The following is a 23,052-nucleotide window of genomic DNA, read 5'->3' on the forward strand; positions in this document are numbered from 1 at the left end:
GGGGGTGACCATTGGGTGTTGCAATCGATCACCCCACCCCGGCACTGCGTGCCGACCCTTCCCCTCAAGGGGAGGGTGAAATGAAATAGACACACCGCCTGAAAGCACCATAATGACCGATAAAGACGCCCTCGTTTTGTTCATGCCCTCCGGCAAGCGCGGCCGTTTTCCCCTCGGCATGCCGGTGCTTGAAGCAGCGCGTCAGCTTGGCGTCTATGTCGAAAGTGTCTGCGGTGGAAGGGCCACGTGCGGGCGTTGCCAGGTCTCGGTGCAGGAAGGCAATTTCGCCAAGCACAAGATCGTCTCGGCAAACGACCATCTTTCGCCGATCGGCCCCAAGGAGCAGCGCTATGCCGAGGTGCGCGAGCTGCCCGACGGCCGCCGGCTTTCCTGCTCGGCCCAGATCCTCGGCGACCTCGTCATCGACGTGCCCCAGGATACGGTCATCAACGCACAGGTCGTCCGCAAGGATTCGGACGGCCGCGTGATCGAGCGCAATGCCGCGGTTCATATGTGCTACGTCGAGGTCGAGGAGCCCGACATGCATAAGCCGCTCGGTGACCTCGACCGCCTGAAACTCGCCATCACCAATGACTGGAAATACGAAAACCTCGATGTCGATTTCCATCTGATCCCTCAAGTTCAATCGATCCTGCGCAAGGGCGAATGGAAGGTCACCGCCGCGATCTACAAGGACGAGGAAAAAGGTGACCGGCCGCGCGTCATAGCGCTTTATCCGGGCCTGAAAAACGAAGCCTACGGCATTGCCTGCGACATCGGCTCGACGACGATCGCCATGCATCTGTCATCGCTGCTGTCCGGCCGCACGGTCGCCTCCGCAGGGACTTCCAATCCGCAGATCCGCTTCGGCGAGGATCTGATGAGCCGCGTCTCATACGTCATGATGAACCCCGATGGTCGCCAAGGCATGACCAATGCCGTGCGCGAGGCGCTGAACGGGCTGATCGACAAGGTCTGCGCCGATGGCGGCATTTCGCGACAGGACATTCTGGACGCCGTCTTCGTCGGCAATCCGATCATGCACCATCTTTTCCTCGGCATCGACCCGACCGAGCTCGGCGGCGCGCCGTTTGCGCTTGCCGTTTCCGGCTCAGTCCATCTCAAATCGGCCGAGGTCGGCCTGCCGATGAATGCCGGCACCCGCGTCTACATGCTCCCCTGCATCGCCGGCCATGTTGGCGCCGATGCCGCGGCGGCAACGCTGACCGAAGGTCCGCATCGCCAGGACGAGATGATGCTTCTCGTCGATATCGGCACCAACGCCGAGATCGTGCTCGGCAACCGGCAGCGCGTCGTCGCTGCCTCCTCGCCGACAGGCCCAGCCTTCGAGGGCGCCGAAATCTCGTCTGGCCAGCGGGCAGCCCCCGGCGCCATCGAGCGCGTCCGCATTAATCCCGTCACGCTGGAACCGCGCTACCGCGTCATCGGCATCGAACCCTGGTCGGACGAGCCGGGATTTGCGGAAGCTGCGAAAGACATTCGCGTGACCGGCATCTGCGGCTCGGGCATCATCGAGGTCGTCGCCGAAATGTTTTTGGCAGGCATCATCTCTGAGGACGGTGTTATAGACGGCGCGCTGGCCGCCCGCTCACCGCGCATCCTGCAAACCGGTAGAACGTACTCCTATCTGCTCCAGGACGGCGAGCCGCGTATATCGGTGACGCAGAATGACGTGCGGGCTATCCAGCTTGCAAAGGCGGCGCTCTATGCCGGCGTCAAGTTGCTGATGGACAAGCAGGGCATCGACCATGTCGACCGCATCGGCCTTGCCGGTGCCTTCGGCACATTCATCGACCCGATGTACGCGATGGTGCTGGGTCTCATTCCGGATTGCCCGCTCGACAAGGTCAAAGCGGTCGGCAATGCTGCCGGCACCGGCGCCCGAATGGCGCTGCTGAACCGCGACTACCGCCGCGAGATCGAAGAAACCGTCAGCAAAATCGAGAAGATAGAGACGGCGCTTGAATCAAAGTTTCAAGAGCATTTCGTCTTCGCCATGGCCTTGCCCAACAAGGTGGACGCTTTTCCGGAGCTTTCAAAAGTGGTGACACTTCCCGAGCGAAAGGCGAAAGGCGACGACGGCAGCGAGGGCGGCGGACGCCGCCGACGCCGCAATCGCGAATAGCTTTTCAGGTCCGCAAACTTAGGCAGCGCGCGCTAGTTCGCCGAACGCGTAGCGGATACTGTCGGCCACGGCTGCCATCGGCCCGGTCATCTGCGAAGCGGTCAAAAGCCTGATATCAAAAGTGTTGAGTTCCGGCAGGCCCTCGTTCGGGCCGAGGATCGTCATGTCCTCGGTCACGTAGGAGCGCGGGAACGGCGCAATCGCCAGATCGGAGACGACGGCCGCTCGCTGTGCCATCGTATGGGCGCTCAAGAAGGCGACGCGGTAGTTGCGCTTGTTGTTTTGAAGCTGTGTCAGCGCATCGGAACGCCAGATGCAGCCCTCTTCCCAGATCGAGATCGGTAGCGGATCGCGACGATACGCGGAGCCGCATTTCGCACCAGCCCAGACGACCCTCTCGTTGTAGATTATCTCACCTCCGGTCGGAACCGGCCGCGTCGCGCAGTTGATCAGCGCCAGATCCAACCGCTGCTCCTCGATGCGCTTCTTCAGCCCGATGCTCATGTCGACGGTCACATCGACCATGATGCCGGGATAGGTCGCAGCGAAGCTTTTGAGGATGCTCGGAAGCAGGCGCTCGCCAATATCATCGGGCGCGCCAAGACGAACAACGCCGCTGAGTTCGGGCATGATGAAACGCGAAACCGCCTCGTTGGAAAGCGCCAGCATGTTGCGGGCGTAGGACAACAGCATCTCGCCATGGTGCGTCAGGCTGACCGAACGCGCGTCGCGCAGGAACAGTGTGACGCCAAGCTGTTCTTCCAGCTTTTTGATCTGCATCGAGACGGCAGATGGCGTGCGGAACACCGCATCGGCGGCGGTGGAAAAATTGCCGGTTTCGGCGATAGCGACGAAGGTCCGCAGCACGTCGTTGTCGAGCAGCGGTATGGGACGGCGAAGAGGAAAAGTCATCGTCTCATCTTTCAATTTTTCTGATCTTATACACCATATCATTTCGTTTGTCTGATTGTCAACGCATGCTCATATTCGAAACTATAGAGACCAGAACGGACAGCCGAAAAGGAGTTTCACTATGGTTGCCGAGACAATTCGAGATATTTTCGACCTATTCACGCATGTCAGGGCAAGGATGGTGCGTCACACCAAGCAGCATACGCTCAAGGAGATGGCGCGCCTGCCCCGGCATCTCATCGACGACGTAAACGCGCGCGGCCTGCCTTCGGATCGATTGCCTCCAAGACGCGGTGAAAGCGAACAGGCTAAACCATTGATTTCACTGAAAGTGGCGCACTAGCTATTTTTGGCGACCTTTCCCGTTACGAGCAACACGACAATGTCGCAGCCTGGTACTATTGTTGCGACCTGTTGAAGCACGTCAACGGAGCCGAACAAATGACATCCGAAAAAAACGTTGTCAAAAATTCGAAGCCCTCTAAGCAGATCGACCCTGATCAGTCGCAAAAGGATTGGCAGGAGCAGGAGGACTATCTCGAAGAGGCGCTGGAAGAAACCTTCCCCGGCAGCGATCCGATCGCCCCGGGCCACGTCAGGAAGCCCGCCAAGGGCCAGTGAAGGAGGTCGTTTCAGGCAGCATCCAATGCGATCGTCAAATCGGCGACGAGATCGTCCGGATGCTCTATTCCAATCGACAGGCGGATTGTCGTATCGAGAACCCCGATCCGCCGCCGCAATTCCTCCGGCACGCCGGAATGTGTCATGGTCGCCGGATGGCTGGCCAGCGATTCCGTGCCACCGAGGCTGACGGCCAACTTGAATATCTGAAGTGCGTTGAGGAATTTGAAGGAAGCAGGCTGGCCGCCGCGAATATCGAACGAAAAGGTCGATCCGGCACCGGTGCATTGGCTTGCGAAGGTTTTGCCGACCGGCGATTCCGGATCGTGGTAAGGCAGGTAGTGCGTTCCCTGCACCTTTGGATGATCGCGCAAGAAATCGGCCACGATCCGCGCATTGCTGTTGGCTCTCTCCATGCGAATGCTGAGCGTTTCCAGCGATCTTCCAAGCATCCAGCAGGAATGCGGGTCTAGCTGGGTGCCGATCGCCCCTCGCAACGCCTTCACCTGCTTCATGGTTGCCTTCGGCCCGAGAGCGGCACCGGCGATGAGATCGGAATGGCCGCCGACATATTTCGTCAGCGAATAGAGGGAAATATCGGCGCCGTGCTCGATCGGCCGCTGAAAGACCGGTCCGAGAAGGGTGTTGTCGCATGCGATGATCGGAACGTGACCCTGCTGCTTGCCAATCTCATCGGCGATCCGGCGGATCATCGCCACATCGACCAGGCTGTTCGTCGGGTTGGCAGGCGTTTCGATCAGGATCATCGACACACGACCCTTTGCCATCGCCTCCTTAGCCGCCGCCTCGACGGAGCTTTCACTTACCCCATCGGAAAAACCGACCGCCGCAACGCCCATATTCAGAAAGGTCTTCGCCAGCAGCGTTTCCGTGCCGCCGTAAAGGGGTTGCGAATGCAGGATGGCGTCGCCGGGCCGAACGAAAGCCAGCAGCGTGGTCGCTATCGCCGACATGCCGGAAGAGAACAATACGCCGCTTTCGGTGCCCTCGTAGACGGCCAGCCGGTCCTCGACGATCTCACTGTTTGGGTGGTTGAACCGGGAATAGACGAGCCCCGCACCGGTTCCCGCCGGCGGCTCGCGCCGGCCGGAAACGAAATCAAAAAAGTCCCGTCCTTCCTCGGCGGATTTAAAGACAAAGGTCGATGTCAGGAAAACCGGTGGCTTGACGGCGCCTTCCGATAGCTCCGGATCATAGCCGTAGTTCAGCATCTGCGTTTCGGGATGGAGCTTGTGATTGCCGATATGCGTCTTCGATGGATGCGGCGCAGTCATGTTCGATCCTCCTGTCAGCAAACGTCAAGAGCTCAAATCCCCGGATCGATCTCCGGCGGCTTTGGCGCCCTCTCCTCCCGGCTGCTTACTCCGAACAACGGCGTGACATTCGAAGCGCTGCCCGAAGCATTGCGCTGCGACCTGCGGCGGCGATCCGAGAAATCGGCAGCCAGCGCGACGCCTTCCTCGAAGGTTTCGCGCGGATGATAATAGGCCATCCGTTCCGGCTGCTCGATGCCGTATTCCAGGCATATCCTGTCGATGAGATCCATCGCCTTTAGCCCAAGCCGTGAATAATCCGCCTGTCGGTGGAGGAAGAAGTCATCGAACTCCGGTGGGCTGACATCCAGCGATTCCAGGGCGTCGATGATATTCCTCAGCCTGTTGGGCATCCATTGGATGTCTTCAGCCAAATCCGGGGTCAGCAAGCTCCAGTCGGCATCCCTGGGCAGGACGAGCGTCGGATTGTCGGTATGGAGAACGAAGTCACCGAGATCGGCGGGGTTGAATTCCGGGGCGTCGATCGCCGCGCTGTGGCACCCGCCGACAAGATCGTCCAATGCAAGTACCACCCGCATCGCCAGAGCCCGGGCCTCGTTCGTCCGCGCCGGGCGAGGCTGACGGACAAACCCTGTCAAAGCCGATGATTTTAAAAGGAGTTGCCCAATCGTTATGCCGCCGGCACCGATCAGTGCGCCGAGTATAATGCTGCCCTGCGTAGTCTCAAAGAACTGCCACAAATCAAACCTCATTCGTATCGCGTCACTACACTACAACGAAGGTCGATCCGTTGGTGTGACAAATTTTTTCTCGATCAGTCCCTGCACAGAAAAGACAAGAAATTCAGTCTCCTGGCCGATCCTGTCACCGTCCATCATCCGCACCAGATCGTCGACTCCGGCAACGGGCATCCCATTTATCGCGAGAATCACATCGCCTTCCTGGAGGCCACCGCGATCGGCAGGACTGCTCGGTTCAAGTCGCCGAAGCCGAACCGACGTCGTCTGGGCGACGCCTGCATGCAGTGCCACCCGGCGGTGCAGATCTATAGTATCCGCCGCGACACCGATATAGGCATGGCGCACCCGGCCGAACCGCAATATCTCCGAGATGACGAAATTGGCCGTATTGGAGGCAACCGCAAAGGCAATGCTCTGCGCACCTTGGATGACGGCCGTGTTGACGCCGACGATCTCGCCGTTGGACGACACAAGGGGGCCGCCGGAATTGCCGGGGTTGAGCGCTGCATCCGTCTGGATGACGTCGTCGATCAGCCGGCCGTTGGCAGCGCGCATGGAGCGCCCGAGCGCCGAGATTATCCCGGCGGTGACTGTCCATTCGAACCCGAGCGGATTTCCGATGGCGATGGCGATGTGCCCGCGCTTCAGCCGCTTGGAATCGCCAAGACGAGCCCAGGCTCCGACGCTGTTGTTGGCTCTGATGAGGGCGATGTCGGTATCCGGGTCGCGGCCGAGCACCCGCCCCTCCGTCACAAAGCCGTCAGGCGTCTTGATACGGACAATCCTTGCGTCGTCGACGACGTGGTTGTTGGTGACGATCAAGCCGTCAGGTGAAACGGCAAAGCCAGAGCCATGACCACCCTGCCCTCCAACCCTTTCGATGCGGCTGACGGCCGGACCGACGAGATCGACTGCCTGGGAAAGTGAATTCGAGTAAGCATCAAGCAACTCGCCGTCCGCAGCCGGCAGTATTTCCTTGTTGATAAATCCCATCTGGGTCTCCTTGGATGGCCCCCTTGCGCCATCGCAAAATGCAGCCGCGAAAGCTTGCCGAGGACAAGAGCGCAGGAGCGGTCACAGTCACGGTCACAGAACTTATCTCTAAGATGGAAATGCCCAGAGCTTGATTCAAGCCACCGGCCGGCAAGCGCGGCAGCACTTACCTGCGGTCCGCAGTGCCGCTCCGCAGTGCAAACACGTCGACCGGGGCGCCAAGGCCGCGCAGGGGATAGGAGCCCAGACTGTCAAGCGACACATCGCTTCCAAGCATGTCGACAAAGGCCTTTGAAAGCAGCACGGGCCGTTTGAGTTCCTTTGTCAGTGTTTCCAGTCGCGATGCCACGTTGACCGCGGGTCCGATTACCGTGAAATCAAGACGTTTTCGCGAGCCGATATTGCCGTACATGACATCACCGACATTTACGCCGACGCCGTAACCGAGCATGGGACGCGACTTTTCGCGATTTTCGGCATTCAGGAGCTCCATTGCCGCCTGCCCTTCCTGGATGGCGAGCAGCAGATTGGCGCAGGCATCGGGCTTGGCGAGCGGGAAGATCGCAAGCAGGCCGTCGCCCATGAACTTCAGAATTTCCCCGCCGTGCTTTTCGATCGGTTCGGACAGCGCGTCGAAATATCCATTCAGGAGCTCGATGACGTCGTCGCGGGGCCACAGATCCGAAAGTGCCGTAAAATCGCGGAGATCGCATATCATGATCGCCGCGCTGACGGTCGCGCCGCTGCCTCTCGTCGTCGCTCCCGCAAGGATCTGCTCGCTCGCATGCGGCCCGACATACGTCTCGAGCAGCGTTCGCGCCATGATGTTCTTCAGCCTGATTTCCGTGACGATAGTCAGCGCCGGCAGCAGGTCTTTCAGCAGGCTGATATGCTCGTCCGAAAAGCCGCCCGGCCTGTCGGTGGCGAAGGAAACGATGTGCAGCTTGTCGAGCGTGAACTTCATCGGCCAAGCTACATAGTCTGTGATGCCGTCGCGACGAAGTTCCTCGTAGAGACCGTACTTCGCCTTGCCTTCGGCCATGCCTTCAAAACTCTGTCGAACCTCGTCGGCGCCGCTGAATACCTCGTTCAAGGGGCTGTTCAGGAACTGCGGAGTGGTCTCTGTGCCGTAGGCAAAGGTGGTGATCGCAGCCTCCTCCATGCCGGCATTCCACAAAATCCGCGCGCCCCTCCACTGAGGGTGATTGGTTTGAAAATGCATCGATGCACGGGCGATCGGAACCCCATCCAAAATCAGCCGCTGGCTCATCGCAACCAATATGTTATCGATAAATCGCTCGTTGCGCGTCTCGTTGACGAGCCAGTCGAGCGTCCGCCGTCTCTGTATCGGCCAGGTGCCGCTTTCCGCGAGGTCCGATCGCTGGGTTGATCCGAGAATGACTGACATTATAATGCTCCGCTATGGCCACGCTCTGCGAGCGCTCTGACGGCAGGACGAGATTTCGCCGACATCTGATTAACCGGCCGCGATTATATAGGGTGCGTCCAACACATCGGCCAGCCCGACCAGCCTCATCACGGTTTGCGCCAAAATGCATCCCCCAGACCGGTCCTTATTCCTGGGGCTTGTCGGCAAAATGCGCTATGGCGAACTCGGCGACCTTCTGGTTCGCCCGGCGTGCGTCGTCCAGCCAGAACGGAAACAATTGCCACTGATGGACCATGCCGGCCCAGACCTCGGTGGTGACGTCGACGCCCGCCGTTTGCGCCTTGCTTGCCAGCCGCAATGTGTCGTCCCTTAGCGTCTCGTGCGATCCGACCTGCATCAAAAGCGGTGGGAAACCCGACAAATCGGCATAGAGCGGCGATACCGCCGGATCGGTCGGGGAATGCTTTTCAAGATAGGCCTTTCGCAGGGCATCGAACTCAGACTTGCCAAACAGGGGATCGCTATCGGCGTTGCCATCCAACGAGGCGCCGGTTGCGGCGAAATCGGTGATCGGGCTCATAACAATGACGGCGGCCGGCAGCGGACCATTCACCTGCATCTGGCGAAGTGTGGTTCCGATCGCGATCGTCCCTCCGACCTGCACCCCGACAATGACGATATTGTCGTTGCGATAGCCGGATTCAAGCAGCCATCGATAGGCGTTGAGCGCATCGTCGATCTGCGCGGGGAACTGGTATTCCGGCGTTCGCCGGTAGTCGATCAACAGAACGTCGGCAGATGCAGCCTTTGCAAGCGTGCCGGCCAATGCCCTGTCGCTACGCGGCGAACCGCTGAAGAAACCGCCGCCGTGAATGTAGAGGATCGCGCGCGTGCCGATCGCATGGTGAAGTCGCGCCGGCCACATGAGATCACCCTCGACGCCGTCGGCATCGACACGCTTGATCTGGACGCGTGTCGGCTGCGGCGTCGAATCCATGAATTTCTCAAAGGCCGACCGTTGTTCGATCAGCGTATGTGCCCCGTCCATGTGCTGATGCCAAAGTGCTACCAGCTTCTTGACCTGCTCTTGCGAGGCCGGTGTCTGGGCAGCCTCGTCCAGTGCCAGTGCGGACGATATCAAGCCAGTCGCCAGGAATACAGCGACGGCGGATACCCTCAGCATCAACAGTATTTGGCTTGATATCAACGACGTCCCCCCAGTTCCTCAAGTGACTTCAGAAAATATCATCGAGCCAAGAAAGTAAATCACTGAAAAGTGACGCCTGATAGTGGGCAAAGGTATGCCAGCCCGTTAAAGACCTCGACGACCTGATAAGCCAAGCAGCGCCGGCGCGCTGAGCCGCCAGGCCGTCCCGCTCGATCCGGTCACCGATGAGGCAAGTTTCCTCGGGCGCGACCCTGGCAAGAGACATCAATACCTCGACCCGGCGCGGATGGGGCTTGAGCCGGCCTACGATCGCATCTTGCGCCGACACGATGAAATCGGCGCGCAATTCGAGCGCTTCGAGTTTCCTTGCCGCTGCGTAATCGGAGAGGATCGACACCGTGTGAGGCGCTGATTTCGCGATATTCGGATAGGCGTTTGCAAGCGATCAGAAATGCGCCACCGAGCCAATAGCATAGGATCACCGATGCGGGCGGTAGCGCGTATTGCGAACTCTGGGACGCAAGCATCGGATCAATTCTCTATTCCCCCTGGCGCGAAAGTATCGCCGCGGCATTCCCTTTTCGCAGAACACTAATAAAGTGGCCTCTGGCACTTTCCTTTCACCTTGACGGCCTTGCTTCAGGCATCGATACGACGAGGTTCCCGAGGCCACCATGACACGCGCGCAGCAAATTGGGGTCATTCTCGGCCTGGTGATCGTCGCGGTACTTTCAGTGCTGCGAGCGAGCGATCCGCCGTTGTTGAGCATCGTCCGGGATCTGACCTTCGATCAGTATCAGCGACTGGCCCCCCGCGCATTCGAGAAATTGCCAGTTGTCGTCGTCGACATCGACGAAGCGTCGTTGCGCGAATTCGGCCAATGGCCGTGGCCGAGAGACCGAATTGCCGCCATCGTCAACAGGCTCTCTGACATGGGAGCGTCGGCGATCGCATTCGATGTCCTCTTCGCAGAGGCCGATCGCCTGTCACCCCGCAATGTCGTTCGCGACGTCAAGGGCGTCGATCCGCTCGTGCTTGGCCAGTTGCCCGACAACGACGAGACCTTCGCCCAGTCGATATTGCAGAAACCCGTTGTGCTGGGCGTTGGCCTATCAAATCAGGGAAACTACCTGCCGCCTGTCAAGGCGGGCTTTGCTTTCACCGGCGAAAGTCCTCTCGGCGCGCCTCCGGCGATCAAGGCGGCAACGCCCTTGCTGCCGCAACTTGAGGCGAACGCGGCCGGCATTGGTCATATCAGCCTTACACCGGGTGCCTCGCAGGCGGTGGTGCGCGCCGTTCCTCTTTTTTTGAGCGACGGGCGGCAATTCTACCCAAGCCTGGCGATGGAGGCATTGCGTGTCGCACAGGGTGCCTCGACCTATGTGCTGGCAGGCGCCCCTGACGCGCCGAATACGATGACGTTTGTCAAGATCGGTAATTTCGTCGTGCCGGTGACCGCAGCGGGCGAACTCTGGCTCTATGTCAGCCGCGATACGGCGCAGAGGTACGTCTCGGCGAGCAAGGTGCTCGCGGCGGGTGGCGCCTCGCCGGAGGTCCGGGCTGCCGTCGAGGGCAGCATCGTGTTCATCGGAACCTCCGCCGCCGGCCTCCAGGACGTGCGCACGACGGCGCTAGGCGAGAACGTACCGGGCGTTTCGATCCATGCCCAGATTGTCGAACAGATACTCTCCGGCCACTTCCTCTCGCGCCCGGATTGGGCAAACGGCGTCGAGATCCTTTCCATCGCGGTTCTCGGTACGCTTCTCGTGCTTGTGACCACGTTTGTCACCCCGGCAGTCGCACTTGTCTGCGGGCTGCTGATAACATTGCTTGCGGTCGTCGCATCGCTCGCGGCATTTCTCTATGGCGGGCTGCTTTTCGATCCGCTCGCGCCGATCGTTGCCGGATCGATCACCCATTTCGCGGCCACTGGTTTTCGCTTCCTGGTGATCGATCGAGAGCGGCGCGATGTGCGGCGGGCCTTCGGTCACTATCTGTCGCCGTCGCTTCTTTATCGCATCGAGCACACGCAAAATGCGCTGCGGCTGGGGGGAGACGATCGCGAGCTAACCGTCATGTTTGTCGATGTGCGAAATTTTACCGAGATCAGCGAGCAGATTACACCGACGGCCGTCGTCACCTTCCTGAATACGCTGCTCGACGCTCTCAGCCACCACGTGATCGCCAATGACGGCACTCTCGACAAATTCATCGGCGATTCGATCATGGCTTTCTGGAACGCGCCGGTCGATGTCACCAATCATGCTGGCAAGGCGGTCCACGCGGCGTTGGCCATGCGCGAAACCCTCGTCCGCCTCAACGCCGAAGACGCATTTCATTTCGGCAGCGAGCGAAAAGTCGGGATCGGCATCGGCATACACACCGGGCTTGCCTGCGTTGGAAACATGGGGGCCGAGACGCGTTTCAACTATTCTGCCGTCGGCGACGCCGTCAACATCGCGGCCCGCATCGAGTCATCCTGCAAGGAGGTGGGCTTCGATATCCTCATTTCCGAAAATACCGCTGAGCTATTGCCGGAATATGCCTTGCTCGATGCAGGGACGCTGAGCCTGAAGGGCAAGAAGAAGCGCACGAAGGTCTTTGCGGTCGTCGGCGACCAAGCCGTCGCGCGCTCCGCAGACTTTGCCGGGATGCGCATCATTCATCAGCAACTCGTGAACGCGTTGAAAGCCCACTCGACCACCAGCCGCAAATTGGTCAGGGGAGCAAAACTCATGGCCGAGGAGTTTACGGAAGGCCTGTCTGAATTCTATCGACGGATTTCGCGAAGATCCGACCATTTTCGCGATGAGGAAACGGTCGAGGACCGGATCTCCGCCGAGTGATCTTGGGACCGGCTAGTTGTGATGATGGTCGCCGCCGTGATCTCGGGAATCGTGGCCATCATGTCCGTCCCTGTCGGAGTGATGGTGACGGTGATCATGATCATCGTCGTCCCTGTCAGGCGGATCGGGCGTGGCCGGGCTTGATTGCGGCGGTGCCGGCTGGCTCTGCGGAGCGCTCGGAGCAGGAGCGCTCGGAGCAGGAGCGCTCGCCGGGCTGGCGGGAGCCTGCGGCGATGGAGCAGCGGGCCTGCTCGGTGCCGGATCGGGCGCGCGAGGGCTGACGTTGTTCCTGGCCGGCGCATCGATTGTCTGGGCAAAACTGCAGCCGCCGCCAACACCGCCTAGACCTCCTGACAATTGCTGACCGCCCGAAAGGAACGGAAGCGCCCGCTGGTTGCCGAGCAGTTTTAGTACGTTGCGATTGACCTGCTGGGTATCTGTTACATCCCCATTGCGCTTGGCCACGACAAAGTCGCAGCGCCGCTTCAATTCCTTGCAACCGCCGGCACCGCAGAAACGAACCTCACCATTCAGCAGCACGACGGCGGTCGTGCCATTGTGGCTGATATTGACGTCGAAGGCGGTTCCCCGGACCCCGATGGTCCCTGCCGGCGTCACGATCTGGTAGGCAGACGATTTCGAATTTCCGCTGATCCAGCGGAATGTCCCCTCGGCTACCTTGATGGTCAGTCTTTTGACCGTCTTGGAATCATCGTAGACAAATTTGTCGATGACGACGGTAGACCCCCATCCAACCGCGAGCTTCGTCCCGTCCCGGAAGACGAATTGGCCCAAACCGTCCTTCGACGTCTTGATCGCCTCATCGCGATGGACGGGATCGTTGACCTGAAGCGGACCGCCCTCGCCCCTGACCTCGGTTTTGATAAGCACCGCCTCGCCCACCGGCTCGGCGGCCAAAATCGGCGTGGGGCCGACCAGCCCAACGCACAACGCGATGATTTCAACCCGTCGCAAACGCAACATAATATTTTCCTAAATTAGGAAAGTATTAACAGCGATTGCGATCAGTGTCTTATCGCCCAATTTGCGTAGGGTAAACTAACCCCCGAGGCGTGTCGCTCAGGTCGCTCTGGGCTCAGGCGCGCACCTGTTCCGATCGCCTCAGCAAGTCGATCACCTCTTCGTCGCTCGTCTGGTCGAAGTCGGCATAGTGAAGGCCGACGGCGCAAAAATCCGCCGGCGTGTACAGGCAGACGACGCCATCGACGTCGCTTCGCAACTCGTCCAGCATGTCCTCGGGTGCTACGGGTACTGCCAGCGTCACACTTGCGACGCCGGCGCTTCTCAAGGCTTTCAACCCCGCCTTCACGGTTGCGCCGGTCGCAATTCCGTCATCGACGAGGATGACGTTGCGGCTCTTGAGGTCGATAGGCTCGCGGTCTGCGAGATAGGCTTGGCGACGACGCTCGATTTCAACAAGCTGGCGCGCGACTTCCTTTTCAAAATAGTCCGGAGAAACGCCGAATTGTTTCAGCATCCGCTCATTGATGACGTGCTGCGGGCGCCCGCCATCGACAACGGCACCGATCGCACATTCGGCGTAGCCGGGAGCGCCGATCTTGCCCACCAGAAGCAGGTCGAGCGGCGCTCTGAGGGAAATCGCGATTTCGAACGCCACGGGCACGCCGCCACGCGGCAGAGCCAGAACCACAGGTGCCTCGCGTTGATAAGCGAGCGCAACCGCCAGCCTGCGACCGGCATCTGCCCGATCAATGAATTGCGGCATGTCACGCATTAGACCTTCCTACCAGAGCGCCATCGAAGCTGAGACGAAGCCTATTGCGCCTCGAAGGTGCCGACCAGCGACGCCTGCGCCAGGAAATGTTTTCTCGCCTCGCGCCACATGCCTTCGACCCCGGCAGAACCGGTAACCGGGAGGCTCGCAACGTCGAGCGCCGCCAATCGGAAATAGTAGTGGTGGACACCGTGTCCCCTGGGCGGCTGCGGTCCGTCATAGCGGATATTGCCAAAATCATTCTCGACAAACCGAAGGCCGTCTCTGCTCGCCGTGTCTGTGCTCTCCGGCAGTCCGTCCCACCCGGAAGGAATGTTGAAAATTCCACAATGGCGGAAAGTGCCGCTTGGAGCATCGGGATCTTCAATCATCAGTGCATAGCTCTGGACGTCGGCCGGCGCCCCGTTCCACCTGAGCGGCGGCAACAGGTTCTCGCCAAGACGAGCATATCTTTGAGGTATCCTCTCGCCGTTCGCGAAGGCTGGACTGACAAGGTTCAAGGACATCGAGACCTCCTATCCCTCAAGGTCGACACGACCATGCGGCTGCCCGTTGTCACGGAAAGCCCTCGACCTCTATCCCAAGAAACAAATCGCTGCCCGACTTGTTCCCTTCTCGCTAACTAAATTCTATGGCCCGCCGTGACGTTTCATGCGGCCGCCAAAAAAATTCCTTCCTTGGACTGTTCGGAAACGTTTATGGCAGCACCTGGCGAGACATACATGAGAGAAGTCTTAACGTCTCTGCGCAACAGTATCGGACCGCGCGCTCGATGGAGGCCATGTAGCTTTAGATGTCCGACTTCCAATATACGCCAAAGGCGCCGGCGCGATCCCAGTCTGCACAGATCTTCGGCCTGAGTGATTCTGCGACGTTGATCGCACGCCTGAGGGCCGAGCTTGAGGCCAAGAACGCCCTGCTGCAAGAGCAGGCAGCAGCGCTGGCCCACAACAGGAAGATCTTCGAGAAATCATCGGTTGCCGCCAGGATCGGGCTCTGGGAATGCGGTCTGCCGGATGAGACGCTGAAATGGACCGATATCGTCTACGACATGTTCGACGTCCCGCACGGGACGGCTCTCGATCGCAGGCAGATTGTCCAATGCTATTCTGAGGCTTCGGCAAGGGAGCTAGAAATCCGACGCTCAAGGGCGATCGAGACCCGCAGTGGCTTCAGCATGGACGCGGAGATCATCACGCCAAAAGGTACGCGGCGGTGGTTGAGGCTGACCGCGACGGTCGAGTGCGAACATGGAACCCCGGTACGCATATTCGGCATGAAGCAGGACATTACCGACGAAAAGATCCTGCTCGATCGGACGCGCTATCTGGCGGAGTTCGATCTGATGACCGGACTTGCCAATCGAAGTCGCTTCCAGTCGGAGCTTTCCGAACTATGCGACACCAAGACAGCCCTCGGCGCGATGCTCTTGATCGACCTTGATGGCTTCAAGAAGGTCAATGACACGCTTGGCCACGCAAGAGGTGACGAATGCCTGAAGGAAGCAGCAACCCGATTGCATACGGCCTGTCGTGACGCGGAACTCGTCGCACGCGTCGGCGGCGATGAATTCGCCGTCCTTTTGGGATCGCATTACGACATTGCGTCGATCGAGCGCATTGCCGGAAACATTGTCAAAGCGCTGTGCGTCCGTGTCGATCACGGCGACGAGGTGCTCGTCCTCGGAGCCTCAGTCGGCGTCGCGCTGTTTGACGGCTGCACGCCATCCGAACTGTTCAGAAAAGCCGACGTAGCGCTATACGCTTCCAAGGCGGCCGGCCGCAGCACCTTCAGGATATTCCACACTGACCCGGAAATTCCGCTGAGGTAGCAAGCCTGCCGGACACAGGCGGCGGCTGTAATTCGTCCAAGGCTTCGCTAGAACGGCTGGGTTGTATCCGTTGCCACCTTGTCGGCCGTGCCGTTGGAAAGTTGCCTCATGCATTGGACAAAGTTCGGGTAGAGCGGCGCGACGCGCGAAATAGGGACGACCCAGTCGGGCTCGCCGCCCGAGAAGCTCAGCGTCAGATCCGGCCGCCCTGCGAATGCCTGCGTTACCAGGTTCCTGATAGCCCCGGCACCCGCATCGTCCAGCGGCTTCCAGAGCTGAAGGTGGGTCTTGTCGAAGAATTGGCCAGGGACGTGATATTGCCTTTGGGTATCGACGACCGTGACCACAGTCTTGACGTCAGCCGGAATATTCCACTGGGTGCTGCCGATAATCCAGGTCGCGTCCTTGAGCCCGGCGCGAAATTCGACGGTCTTTCCAATCTCGCTGTCCCACAATAGCCTGCAGGCCGATGCGTCACCCGCAGCGTCGAACCCGACAGACCATTGGTTCACGCTCCCCATCCATTGTGTTTCGCCATGCGCCGATGTCGAAGCCAGCAAAAGCCCCAGGATGAGCGTCGTTTTGAACATATTGATCGGCATAGTCGCGGGCCCCTGATGAGTTCCGCCAGACAATAACGAGGAATCCTTGATTTTCTGTCGCCGGATCGTCAATCTCGAAGCTGCCGAACTCAAACTATTTCGTACCAGGGCGAATAAAAAGCCCGCCGAGATGTCGAAATCCCGGCGTTCCAAACGTCTTTAGATCGAACATGTGCGGAAGACGGCAAATCCGCGACTGCTTCTCGATCAACCTTGCCGGCATGGGGTGACGTGACAATGAGTGCTTCATATCGTTGGGTAATCGTCGGTGCGGGTGCATTGATGACATGCGTTGCGCTTGGCGCGATGTTCTCGCTGGCGATTTTTCAGCTGCCGATCGCAACGGCGACCGGCTGGTCGCATGTCGGCATAGCCAGCGCTATGACCTTGAATTTCATCGTCATGGGCATTGGCGGCTTCCTCTGGGGCACCGCCAGCGATCGATTCGGTCCCCGCATCGTGGTGCTGATCGGCGCGATTGTTCTGGGGCTTGCGCTTATACTGGCGAGCCGCGCCCAGACACTGCTGCAATTCCAACTGACCTACGGCATCCTCGTCGGTCTGGCTGCGAGCACATTCTTCGCGCCGATGATCGCGGCGACGACCGCCTGGTTCGACAAGAACCGCAGCCTTGCGGTCTCGCTCGTCTCTGCCGGCATGGGCGTGGCGCCAATGACCATCTCGCCCTTCGCGCGCTGGCTGATCTCGGCCTATGAATGGCGAACTGCCATGCTCATTATCGGGGTTTTGACCTGGTCGCTGCTCATTCCGGCGGCGTTGTTCGTGCGCCGCGCGCCTGCGGCAGCCGGCGACCGGTCCGCCAACCCTTCGGTGGAGACAACCCAGACCCCATTGGCGCAAGTCTTTCGGTCGCCCCAGTTCATCGTGCTCGGACTGACGTTCTTTGCATGCTGCGCCGCGCATTCCGGACCGATCTTCCACATGGTGAGCTATGCCAGCATCTGCGGCGTCGCTCCGATGGCGGCAGTCAGTATCTACAGCGTCGAGGGATTGGCCGGGCTCGGCGGTCGCATCGTCTATGGCACCCTTGCGGACCGGCTCGGCGTAAAGCCGGTTCTCATCGCTGGCCTGCTGATACAGGCGCTGGCGCTCGCTACCTATCTGCTCGTCAGCCAGCTTGGCGAATTCTATGCCCTCGCGGTCATTTTCGGCAGCGCCTATGGCGGCGTCATGCCGCTCTATGCGGTGCTGGCGCGAGAGTATTTCGGACCGCGCATCATCGGCACGGTGTTTGGCGCGGCAACCATGCTTTCTTGTCTCGGCATGGCATTCGGCCCCCTCGTCGGCGGCTGGATATTCGACACCTTCGCCAACTATTCGTGGCTGTTCATCGGATCCGCGCTGGTAGGGCTTGGCGCCGCCGCAATAGCCCTCGCCTTCCCGCCCCTGCCACGTCAGATGCCCCAGCCGGCATTGGAAGCGGTCTCTTGAGGTAGATTTGCCGCGGGACCGCCCCCACAGCCCTATACCGAGCGCATGAGGCCGCCATCGACGCGGATGCTTTGGCCGGTGATGTAGCCAGCGCCCTCGGATGCAAGAAAGGCGATCGTTGCCGCGATCTCCTCGCTTTTGCCATAACGCTGCATCGGAACCGCCTCGCGGCGCTCCTCGGTCGCCGGCAGGCTGTCGATCCAGCCAGGCAGGACGTTGTTCATGCGAACATTGTCGGCGGCGTAACTGTCTGCAAACAGCTTGGTGAAGGAGGCAAGGCCTGCTCGGAAAACAGCGGAAGTCGGAAACATCGTCGAAGGCTCGAAGACCCAGGCCGTCGAGATATTGATGATCGAGCCGGATTTCTGCCCTTGCATGATCGGCGTGACGAGCCGCACCGGCCGAATGACGTTCATCAAGTAGGTGTCCATGCCCTTGTGCCAATCCTCGTCGCTGATCTCGAGGATCTGCGCCCGCGGCCCATGGCCCGCGCTGTTGACAAGCACGTCGATCCGTCCCCAGGTCGAAAGCGCAAGATCCACCAGCCTCTTCAGGTCATCGTTCGACTGGTTCGATCCGGTCACGCCCACGCCTCCAAGCCCATGAGCAAGCGCCTCCCCCTTGCCGGATGACGACAGGATTGCGACTTTGAAGCCATCCGCCGCAAGCCTCTTTGCAGCATCCGCCCCCATGCCGCTGCCACCTGCCGTGATAACCGCCACTTTTTCTACTGCCACGACAATTCCTCCCAATTGGATATTCATGCCCGCCCGGACATTCCGCCGCGTGATATCATTTTCCGGGCCGTTTGACGAACAAATGGCTCGCCGGGTGCAAGCGAGCGCCTGAGCAAACTCGCCGCTTTGGAACTAACGCGCAAATATGAAGGAAGGCTCTTTAGCGGCAGCCGCGCCCCTGCGGCATCAATGTCGGCAACGAGCGCGTCGAGGGGCGGGGCAAGTCGCCCTCTCAACACGTGGGCTCCAATCAAGAAACTAATTTTTCCGCCCCAACGATTTCCTTCCAAATATGCGATTGAATTGCCAAATGGTCCTCGCGGGCGAGCAGCCTTCCAGTTACGACGATAACCAGCGTTCGTACTGGAGTGAACCGTTCAAAATTACCTTCGATCATGGTTCAGCCTTGGCCGTTCTACGAAACAGGGCGTTTCGACTTCCGCTTTCGCGCGACCCGACCATACCGCTGGCCAAGACACTGACCTACGCCCCCTCGAAATATATGTTCAGACCGGATTTTCACGACGGTCTTTGATTGACGCGGCTCTCGCTACGGCGGGTCTTCGTCGAATTCAGGGATAAGGGCATCATTCTCGCCGGTTTCGGCCTTCAATGCAGGTCGCAGCTTTGTACTTTCTTTCCCGCTTATCGCGAACCACATCATACCGACTACCGCGTTGGTGCTCGAAGTCTATGGCGACATTAATTCAGTGTAGATTGTCGTATCACGAGGAATTACATGGCGAAGAAATCTGCAATCATCATCGGCGGCACCGGCCAGATTGGCCAAGCCGTGACGCAAAGCTTGCTGGATCACGGATGGACCGTCTCGGTCACGCATCGCGGCAACAGCCCCCTGCTCCAATCGCTGATCGACCAAGGCGCACAGACAATAATTCATGACCGAGACCATGAGACGAGCCTGGCAAGGGTCATCGGGCAAGGTGCCGATGCTGTCATCGACACCGTCGCCTTTGATGCCGCGCACGCCGATCAGCTCCTGGAAGTTCAGGCCGATATAGGCTCGTTTGTCGTGATCTCCTCAAGTAGCGTATATTGCGACGATCAGGGCCGTACGCTCGATGAGGCTCGCTTGAACGGCTTTCCCAATCTTCCGAACCCGATGACGGAAATGCAGGCGACCGTGCCGCCGAGCGATGAAACCTATTCGACGAAGAAGGTCGCTTTGGAACGCCGCCTGTTGGACAGGGCAACGACGCCGGTGACGATCCTGAGGCCATGCGCAATCCATGGCGCGGCTTCCGCGCATCCGCGCGAATGGTGGTTCGTTAAACGGATGCTGGACGGTCGTGCAGTGATCCCTTTGGCCTATCGAGGCGAGAGCCGGTTTCAGACGACCTCGGTCGAAAACATTGCTGGGCTGACAAATGTCGTGCTCGCAAGGCCCACCACCCAGATTCTGAATATTGGCGACGAAACCGCCCTCTCCGTTGGCCAAATCGGCGAGGTCATTGGCAGGTATGTAGGCTTCAATGGTCGCTTCGGCCTCGTTGACGACAACACCTATCCACCCACGATTGGATCGACACCATGGTCTGTGCCCACCCCGTTCATGCTCGACAACGCTGCGGCAAAATCATTGGGCTTCGTGCCGCTGTCTTACGAGGCGACGGTCGGGCCGACCTCTGATTGGCTGCTTCAGGTCGCGGCCTTCGGCGACTGGCAGAAGCGTTTTCCCGTATTCGGGCGATATGATGACGACCCGTTCGACTATCACGCGGAAGATGAGTTTTTGACCGGCGCACAGGGGCAGACCCCGATAAAATTTCGCTTCGGTCCATAATGCGCATTGTCCTGTTTGCCAAACCAGGTCACGGCATCGTTCCGCTGCATGCCACGAGTTTCGATCCCCAAGCAGTAGATCGATTTTTTCGCCGAACCTACATCGCAGGACCCGTCACGAGCGTGACATCATGCGTGACAGCGGCTTTTCTGCCCATTCTTTGGGCAGACTGCACGTTGATGCAAATCCAGAAATTGATATGCTGCTAACAACAACTGACAATGCGTCCGGGGATAGCATGTACAAGCATCGATTGGAAAAATTCTACCGAGATCGCCCCACTGGATTGGGTGACGGTCCGCAGAAAACGCCGGAAGTTTTCACCGCCCATGCGTCCGCGACCAGGCATGAGACTGACGGATTGGACGAAGAGAAGAGCATTCAGGACCCGGAGCTGGTCGGCATTAGCGTTTGAGATTGCCGATTTGCCAGCGACCGTTTCTCGCGTGGCGGAAGTTGTCCATCTTCTGCAGTTGGCCTTGGCGGTTGTCGTCATTAAAGCCACTAGGGTGAAATGAGCAATGGATTCATATGATCTATCGCTGGCAGATGGTGCCGATGACTGGGCCGCTTATCATCGTATTCGCAGATTGGTACTCTTCGAGGCCAGGGGACGTTTCGACTACATCCCCGAAGGACCGGAAGAAATTAAGGCAGAAAATTTATCACTGCTTCTAAAGTATCTTGAAGAGCCTATTGGTACCGTTCGCCTTGATGGGCGGCCAGAGGGGAAAGCAATTGTGCGCCTTGTGGCGGTTGCTTCTCATCTTCAAAGGCAAGGTCACGGAAGAGTTCTGATGAACCTGGTCGAAGAACTAGCAAAAGCGCTCGGGATCAACGAGCTTCTGGTCCACGCTGCTCCGGATGCTGTCGGTTTTTACCAGAAGCTCGGCTATTCGCATTTTGACTTTGAGAAGGGTGACTTTGGAAGCGTGCAGCTTCACAAAATGATTTAGCGGTACTGCCGCGCTTGTGGCGCGAACCGCTTCGGCCCCAAACCGGGCACACGCTGCTCCAATATTTTGCCGCTTAGAAACCTTGGGAGGTAGAAATGATCGTTCAGGCATGCATCAACGGTGCCCGCCGCAGCGGCTATCATCCATCTTTGCCGCTGACGACAGAGGCGATGGTCCGCGACAGCATCGCCTGCATTGATGCGGGAGCGGCCGAGCTTCACATCCACCCACGCAATTTGGACGGGCGTGAAAGCTTATCGGCGGTAAACGAACTGATCGTCGCCATTCGCCGCGCATGTCCAGGAACACTGGTTGGTGTTTCGACAGGTGCTTGGATTGAAGGCGACGAGGCTCTCACGCGCGACCGTATTTCTGCGTGGAAGGAGTTGCCCGATTACGCTTCGGTCAATTTCTCCGAGCCGGATGCACCGGCAGTCATGGCTTTGCTCGGTGGCATCGGGGTGGGCGTTGAGGCTGGCCTTGCATCGATTGCAGACGCCAAACGATTTGTTGCGTTACCGGACCACCATCGAGTTTTCCGGGTCCTGATTGAGATCGCGGAACAAAGTTTAAGCGAGGCAGACGGGCTTGCTGATGGCATCGCCCAAACCCTCTCTGCTGCAGGCGTGACGGCACCAATCCTGTTGCATGGTTTCGATGCAACTATCTGGCATTTCGTGAAGCGTGCTCGTCAAATGCGTTGGTCCACACGTGTTGGGCTTGAGGACGGATGTCTACGACCACAGGGGGGCGTTGCGGACACCAACGCCGAGATGGTCACCGACGCGGTCAAGATCTTCCGCGACAGCTCCTGGTGACCTCCTTCTTTTGCTGATGGCCCCATTGCGGTCATCAATACGGCGGCCTCTCGCCATGGCGAGGCAACCTAGTCACGGAGCTGCTGTTCGAAGAAGGCGGCAACCTTGTCGTCGAATGCTCGATGAAAGGCGGTTCGATCAAAGCCGTCGCGGTCTAAGCAGATACCTGGTTGCCTCGCCGCAAGGCTCTGCGGGCACGGCGCAAGAAAAGCAAAATGGGCGGCCTCGTGGACGTCGCGATATTCGGGCCGGTTGGGTAGACTGGCAGCTAAGGCTGCCACATTGTGCGGCAACACACCGTCTCCACCGTATTGGGATGCCCAGAGCTGAATAGGTGCTTGAACGGCCAGCAAGCTTTGCTTGGTTGGGAAAAAGCTGAGCGGGTCTGCCAGAACGAATGCCTTGATGCGATGGTCTTCCGTCAACGGCTCGGTGGGAAGCTCGTTTCGACGTATTTCACCGCAGATTGGTGCGGGCTCGGGACACGGCACCTCCGGATCACGAAAGTCCGGCACGGCTCCCGCTAATACAAGGCCGGTATAGCCGCCTCTGGAAAATCCAAAGAACCCTATGCGTTGAGCATCGACCTTCACGGCATATGGCGATTTGGCGATCACGAAATCGATCAGACGCTTCACATCGGTCGGTCGTTCAACCATAACTGCGATATCACCTGCGCGGGTCATATCTGCATAATTGTCCCCTGGATGATTGAGGGCCACGACGACAAAGCCAGCATCGGCAAGAGTTTCTGCGGTGTCATGGTGGTTCAGAGAACTGCCGCCGTGGCCGTGAGAAATGATGATGAGTGGTAATTTGTCACCGACGACTGGGCATCCTCTAACTCCAGAGACGTTTATCGGCCCGAGTGAAATCGCGGATGGCTGAATGTCGCAGGGCGTCCAGACGAATGCTTTAAGTTCGGGATTGCGGTCATCGGCGGGTACGGTGATCGAGGCCAATCCCGCTGCATGAGCGCAGGAGA

The 23,052-nt window shown here is 59.1% G+C and carries 23 protein-coding genes; 10 read left to right on the top strand and 13 right to left on the bottom strand.

All coding sequences use genetic code 11. The features are described 5' to 3' along the window. Positions 1-112: 112 nt before the first annotated feature. Positions 113-2,146 (top strand): ASKHA domain-containing protein, encoded by a 2,034-nt coding sequence (locus AB4Z52_RS07340; protein ID WP_442217247.1) that lies wholly within the window; start codon positions 113-115, stop codon positions 2,144-2,146. An 18-nt stretch (positions 2,147-2,164) separates the two neighbouring features. On the opposite strand, the gene AB4Z52_RS07345 is transcribed toward AB4Z52_RS07340, so the two are convergent. After that, on the bottom strand, positions 2,165-3,100 hold the full coding sequence (locus tag AB4Z52_RS07345; protein ID WP_442217248.1) for a LysR family transcriptional regulator: 936 nt from the start codon (positions 3,098-3,100) through the stop codon (positions 2,165-2,167). A 79-nt stretch (positions 3,101-3,179) separates the two neighbouring features. Between AB4Z52_RS07345 and AB4Z52_RS07350 the strand changes: the two genes are divergently transcribed. Both AB4Z52_RS07350 and AB4Z52_RS07355 read left to right on the top strand, forming a co-directional pair. Further along, a complete protein-coding gene (locus tag AB4Z52_RS07350; RefSeq protein WP_442217249.1) occupies positions 3,180-3,401 on the top strand; it encodes a hypothetical protein in 222 nt (73 codons plus the stop codon). A gap of 98 nt (positions 3,402-3,499) precedes the next feature. Then, entirely contained in the window at positions 3,500-3,679 is a 180-nt protein-coding gene (locus tag AB4Z52_RS07355) for a hypothetical protein (protein WP_442217250.1), read from the top strand. 11 nt (positions 3,680-3,690) lie between these two features. On the opposite strand, the gene AB4Z52_RS07360 is transcribed toward AB4Z52_RS07355, so the two are convergent. The 6 genes from AB4Z52_RS07360 to AB4Z52_RS07385 all read right to left on the bottom strand — a co-directional run bounded on the left by AB4Z52_RS07360 (position 3,691) and on the right by AB4Z52_RS07385 (position 9,662). Then, on the bottom strand, positions 3,691-4,974 hold the full coding sequence (locus AB4Z52_RS07360) for a cystathionine gamma-synthase family protein (RefSeq protein WP_442217251.1): 1,284 nt from the start codon (positions 4,972-4,974) through the stop codon (positions 3,691-3,693). A 32-nt stretch (positions 4,975-5,006) separates the two neighbouring features. After that, a complete protein-coding gene (locus AB4Z52_RS07365) occupies positions 5,007-5,726 on the bottom strand; it encodes a hypothetical protein (protein ID WP_442217252.1) in 720 nt (239 codons plus the stop codon). Positions 5,727-5,744: 18 nt separating this feature from the next. Next, positions 5,745-6,707 (bottom strand): S1C family serine protease, encoded by a 963-nt coding sequence (locus tag AB4Z52_RS07370; RefSeq protein ID WP_442217253.1) that lies wholly within the window; start codon positions 6,705-6,707, stop codon positions 5,745-5,747. A gap of 166 nt (positions 6,708-6,873) precedes the next feature. Beyond that, entirely contained in the window at positions 6,874-8,115 is a 1,242-nt protein-coding gene (locus tag AB4Z52_RS07375; protein WP_442217254.1) for an adenylate/guanylate cyclase domain-containing protein, read from the bottom strand. 166 nt (positions 8,116-8,281) lie between these two features. Continuing rightward, a complete protein-coding gene (locus tag AB4Z52_RS07380; RefSeq protein WP_442217297.1) occupies positions 8,282-9,280 on the bottom strand; it encodes an alpha/beta hydrolase in 999 nt (332 codons plus the stop codon). 52 nt (positions 9,281-9,332) lie between these two features. Further along, positions 9,333-9,662 carry an HAD family hydrolase gene (locus AB4Z52_RS07385; RefSeq protein WP_442217255.1) on the bottom strand — a complete coding sequence of 110 codons (330 nt, stop codon included), beginning with the start codon at positions 9,660-9,662 and terminating at the stop codon, positions 9,333-9,335. Between the two features lie 277 nt (positions 9,663-9,939). On the opposite strand from AB4Z52_RS07385, the gene AB4Z52_RS07390 reads away from it, so the two are divergent. Next, positions 9,940-12,111 carry a CHASE2 domain-containing protein gene (locus AB4Z52_RS07390; RefSeq protein WP_442217256.1) on the top strand — a complete coding sequence of 724 codons (2,172 nt, stop codon included), beginning with the start codon at positions 9,940-9,942 and terminating at the stop codon, positions 12,109-12,111. A 12-nt stretch (positions 12,112-12,123) separates the two neighbouring features. On the opposite strand, the gene AB4Z52_RS07395 is transcribed toward AB4Z52_RS07390, so the two are convergent. The 3 genes from AB4Z52_RS07395 to AB4Z52_RS07405 all read right to left on the bottom strand — a co-directional run bounded on the left by AB4Z52_RS07395 (position 12,124) and on the right by AB4Z52_RS07405 (position 14,373). Continuing rightward, positions 12,124-13,095: a FecR family protein gene (locus AB4Z52_RS07395; RefSeq protein ID WP_442217257.1), complete on the bottom strand. Its 972-nt coding sequence runs from the start codon at positions 13,093-13,095 to the stop codon at positions 12,124-12,126. Positions 13,096-13,207: 112 nt separating this feature from the next. Further along, positions 13,208-13,867, bottom strand: coding sequence for a phosphoribosyltransferase (locus AB4Z52_RS07400; RefSeq protein WP_442217258.1), 660 nt, complete (start codon positions 13,865-13,867; stop codon positions 13,208-13,210). Positions 13,868-13,908: 41 nt separating this feature from the next. Continuing rightward, positions 13,909-14,373, bottom strand: a complete 465-nt coding sequence (locus tag AB4Z52_RS07405; protein ID WP_442217259.1) for a YbhB/YbcL family Raf kinase inhibitor-like protein — start codon at positions 14,371-14,373, stop codon at positions 13,909-13,911. A gap of 287 nt (positions 14,374-14,660) precedes the next feature. On the opposite strand from AB4Z52_RS07405, the gene AB4Z52_RS07410 reads away from it, so the two are divergent. Then, entirely contained in the window at positions 14,661-15,698 is a 1,038-nt protein-coding gene (locus tag AB4Z52_RS07410; RefSeq protein ID WP_442217260.1) for a diguanylate cyclase domain-containing protein, read from the top strand. Positions 15,699-15,745: 47 nt separating this feature from the next. Here AB4Z52_RS07410 and AB4Z52_RS07415 read toward each other — a convergent pair whose 3' ends face one another. Then, positions 15,746-16,210, bottom strand: coding sequence for a hypothetical protein (locus AB4Z52_RS07415; RefSeq protein ID WP_442217261.1), 465 nt, complete (start codon positions 16,208-16,210; stop codon positions 15,746-15,748). Between the two features lie 327 nt (positions 16,211-16,537). Between AB4Z52_RS07415 and AB4Z52_RS07420 the strand changes: the two genes are divergently transcribed. Beyond that, positions 16,538-17,752, top strand: a complete 1,215-nt coding sequence (locus tag AB4Z52_RS07420) for an MFS transporter (protein WP_442217262.1) — start codon at positions 16,538-16,540, stop codon at positions 17,750-17,752. 32 nt (positions 17,753-17,784) lie between these two features. On the opposite strand, the gene AB4Z52_RS07425 is transcribed toward AB4Z52_RS07420, so the two are convergent. Further along, positions 17,785-18,489, bottom strand: a complete 705-nt coding sequence (locus AB4Z52_RS07425; RefSeq protein WP_442217263.1) for an SDR family oxidoreductase — start codon at positions 18,487-18,489, stop codon at positions 17,785-17,787. A gap of 739 nt (positions 18,490-19,228) precedes the next feature. Here AB4Z52_RS07425 and AB4Z52_RS07430 point away from each other — a divergent pair. The 4 genes from AB4Z52_RS07430 to AB4Z52_RS07445 all read left to right on the top strand — a co-directional run bounded on the left by AB4Z52_RS07430 (position 19,229) and on the right by AB4Z52_RS07445 (position 22,067). Then, entirely contained in the window at positions 19,229-20,293 is a 1,065-nt protein-coding gene (locus tag AB4Z52_RS07430) for an NAD-dependent epimerase/dehydratase family protein (RefSeq protein ID WP_442217264.1), read from the top strand. 130 nt (positions 20,294-20,423) lie between these two features. Further along, positions 20,424-20,708 (top strand): hypothetical protein, encoded by a 285-nt coding sequence (locus AB4Z52_RS07435; protein ID WP_442217265.1) that lies wholly within the window; start codon positions 20,424-20,426, stop codon positions 20,706-20,708. A gap of 106 nt (positions 20,709-20,814) precedes the next feature. Then, complete coding sequence (locus AB4Z52_RS07440) at positions 20,815-21,249, top strand: GNAT family N-acetyltransferase (RefSeq protein ID WP_442217266.1); 435 nt, start codon at positions 20,815-20,817, stop codon at positions 21,247-21,249. Between the two features lie 95 nt (positions 21,250-21,344). Beyond that, complete coding sequence (locus tag AB4Z52_RS07445) at positions 21,345-22,067, top strand: 3-keto-5-aminohexanoate cleavage protein (RefSeq protein WP_442217267.1); 723 nt, start codon at positions 21,345-21,347, stop codon at positions 22,065-22,067. Positions 22,068-22,135: 68 nt separating this feature from the next. Here the strand turns inward: AB4Z52_RS07445 and AB4Z52_RS07450 are convergent, their stop codons facing one another. Beyond that, complete coding sequence (locus tag AB4Z52_RS07450) at positions 22,136-23,029, bottom strand: alpha/beta hydrolase family protein (protein WP_442217268.1); 894 nt, start codon at positions 23,027-23,029, stop codon at positions 22,136-22,138. Positions 23,030-23,052 lie beyond the last annotated feature (23 nt).

Source organism: Rhizobium sp. 2YAF20 (assembly GCF_052114685.1).
GTDB lineage: Bacteria > Pseudomonadota > Alphaproteobacteria > Rhizobiales > Rhizobiaceae > Rhizobium.

Coding starts and splice junctions, on each gene's coding strand:
- AB4Z52_RS07340 (WP_442217247.1), top strand. CDS start 113: ATGACCGATAAAGACGCCCTCGTTTTGTTCATGCCCTCCGGCAAGCGC.
- AB4Z52_RS07345 (WP_442217248.1), bottom strand. CDS start 3,100: ATGATATGGTGTATAAGATCAGAAAAATTGAAAGATGAGACGATGACT.
- AB4Z52_RS07350 (WP_442217249.1), top strand. CDS start 3,180: ATGGTTGCCGAGACAATTCGAGATATTTTCGACCTATTCACGCATGTC.
- AB4Z52_RS07355 (WP_442217250.1), top strand. CDS start 3,500: ATGACATCCGAAAAAAACGTTGTCAAAAATTCGAAGCCCTCTAAGCAG.
- AB4Z52_RS07360 (WP_442217251.1), bottom strand. CDS start 4,974: ATGACTGCGCCGCATCCATCGAAGACGCATATCGGCAATCACAAGCTC.
- AB4Z52_RS07365 (WP_442217252.1), bottom strand. CDS start 5,726: ATGAGGTTTGATTTGTGGCAGTTCTTTGAGACTACGCAGGGCAGCATT.
- AB4Z52_RS07370 (WP_442217253.1), bottom strand. CDS start 6,707: ATGGGATTTATCAACAAGGAAATACTGCCGGCTGCGGACGGCGAGTTG.
- AB4Z52_RS07375 (WP_442217254.1), bottom strand. CDS start 8,115: ATGTCAGTCATTCTCGGATCAACCCAGCGATCGGACCTCGCGGAAAGC.
- AB4Z52_RS07380 (WP_442217297.1), bottom strand. CDS start 9,280: ATGCTGAGGGTATCCGCCGTCGCTGTATTCCTGGCGACTGGCTTGATA.
- AB4Z52_RS07390 (WP_442217256.1), top strand. CDS start 9,940: ATGACACGCGCGCAGCAAATTGGGGTCATTCTCGGCCTGGTGATCGTC.
- AB4Z52_RS07395 (WP_442217257.1), bottom strand. CDS start 13,095: ATGTTGCGTTTGCGACGGGTTGAAATCATCGCGTTGTGCGTTGGGCTG.
- AB4Z52_RS07400 (WP_442217258.1), bottom strand. CDS start 13,867: ATGCGTGACATGCCGCAATTCATTGATCGGGCAGATGCCGGTCGCAGG.
- AB4Z52_RS07405 (WP_442217259.1), bottom strand. CDS start 14,373: ATGTCCTTGAACCTTGTCAGTCCAGCCTTCGCGAACGGCGAGAGGATA.
- AB4Z52_RS07410 (WP_442217260.1), top strand. CDS start 14,661: ATGTCCGACTTCCAATATACGCCAAAGGCGCCGGCGCGATCCCAGTCT.
- AB4Z52_RS07420 (WP_442217262.1), top strand. CDS start 16,538: ATGAGTGCTTCATATCGTTGGGTAATCGTCGGTGCGGGTGCATTGATG.
- AB4Z52_RS07430 (WP_442217264.1), top strand. CDS start 19,229: ATGGCGAAGAAATCTGCAATCATCATCGGCGGCACCGGCCAGATTGGC.
- AB4Z52_RS07435 (WP_442217265.1), top strand. CDS start 20,424: ATGCGTGACAGCGGCTTTTCTGCCCATTCTTTGGGCAGACTGCACGTT.
- AB4Z52_RS07440 (WP_442217266.1), top strand. CDS start 20,815: ATGGATTCATATGATCTATCGCTGGCAGATGGTGCCGATGACTGGGCC.
- AB4Z52_RS07445 (WP_442217267.1), top strand. CDS start 21,345: ATGATCGTTCAGGCATGCATCAACGGTGCCCGCCGCAGCGGCTATCAT.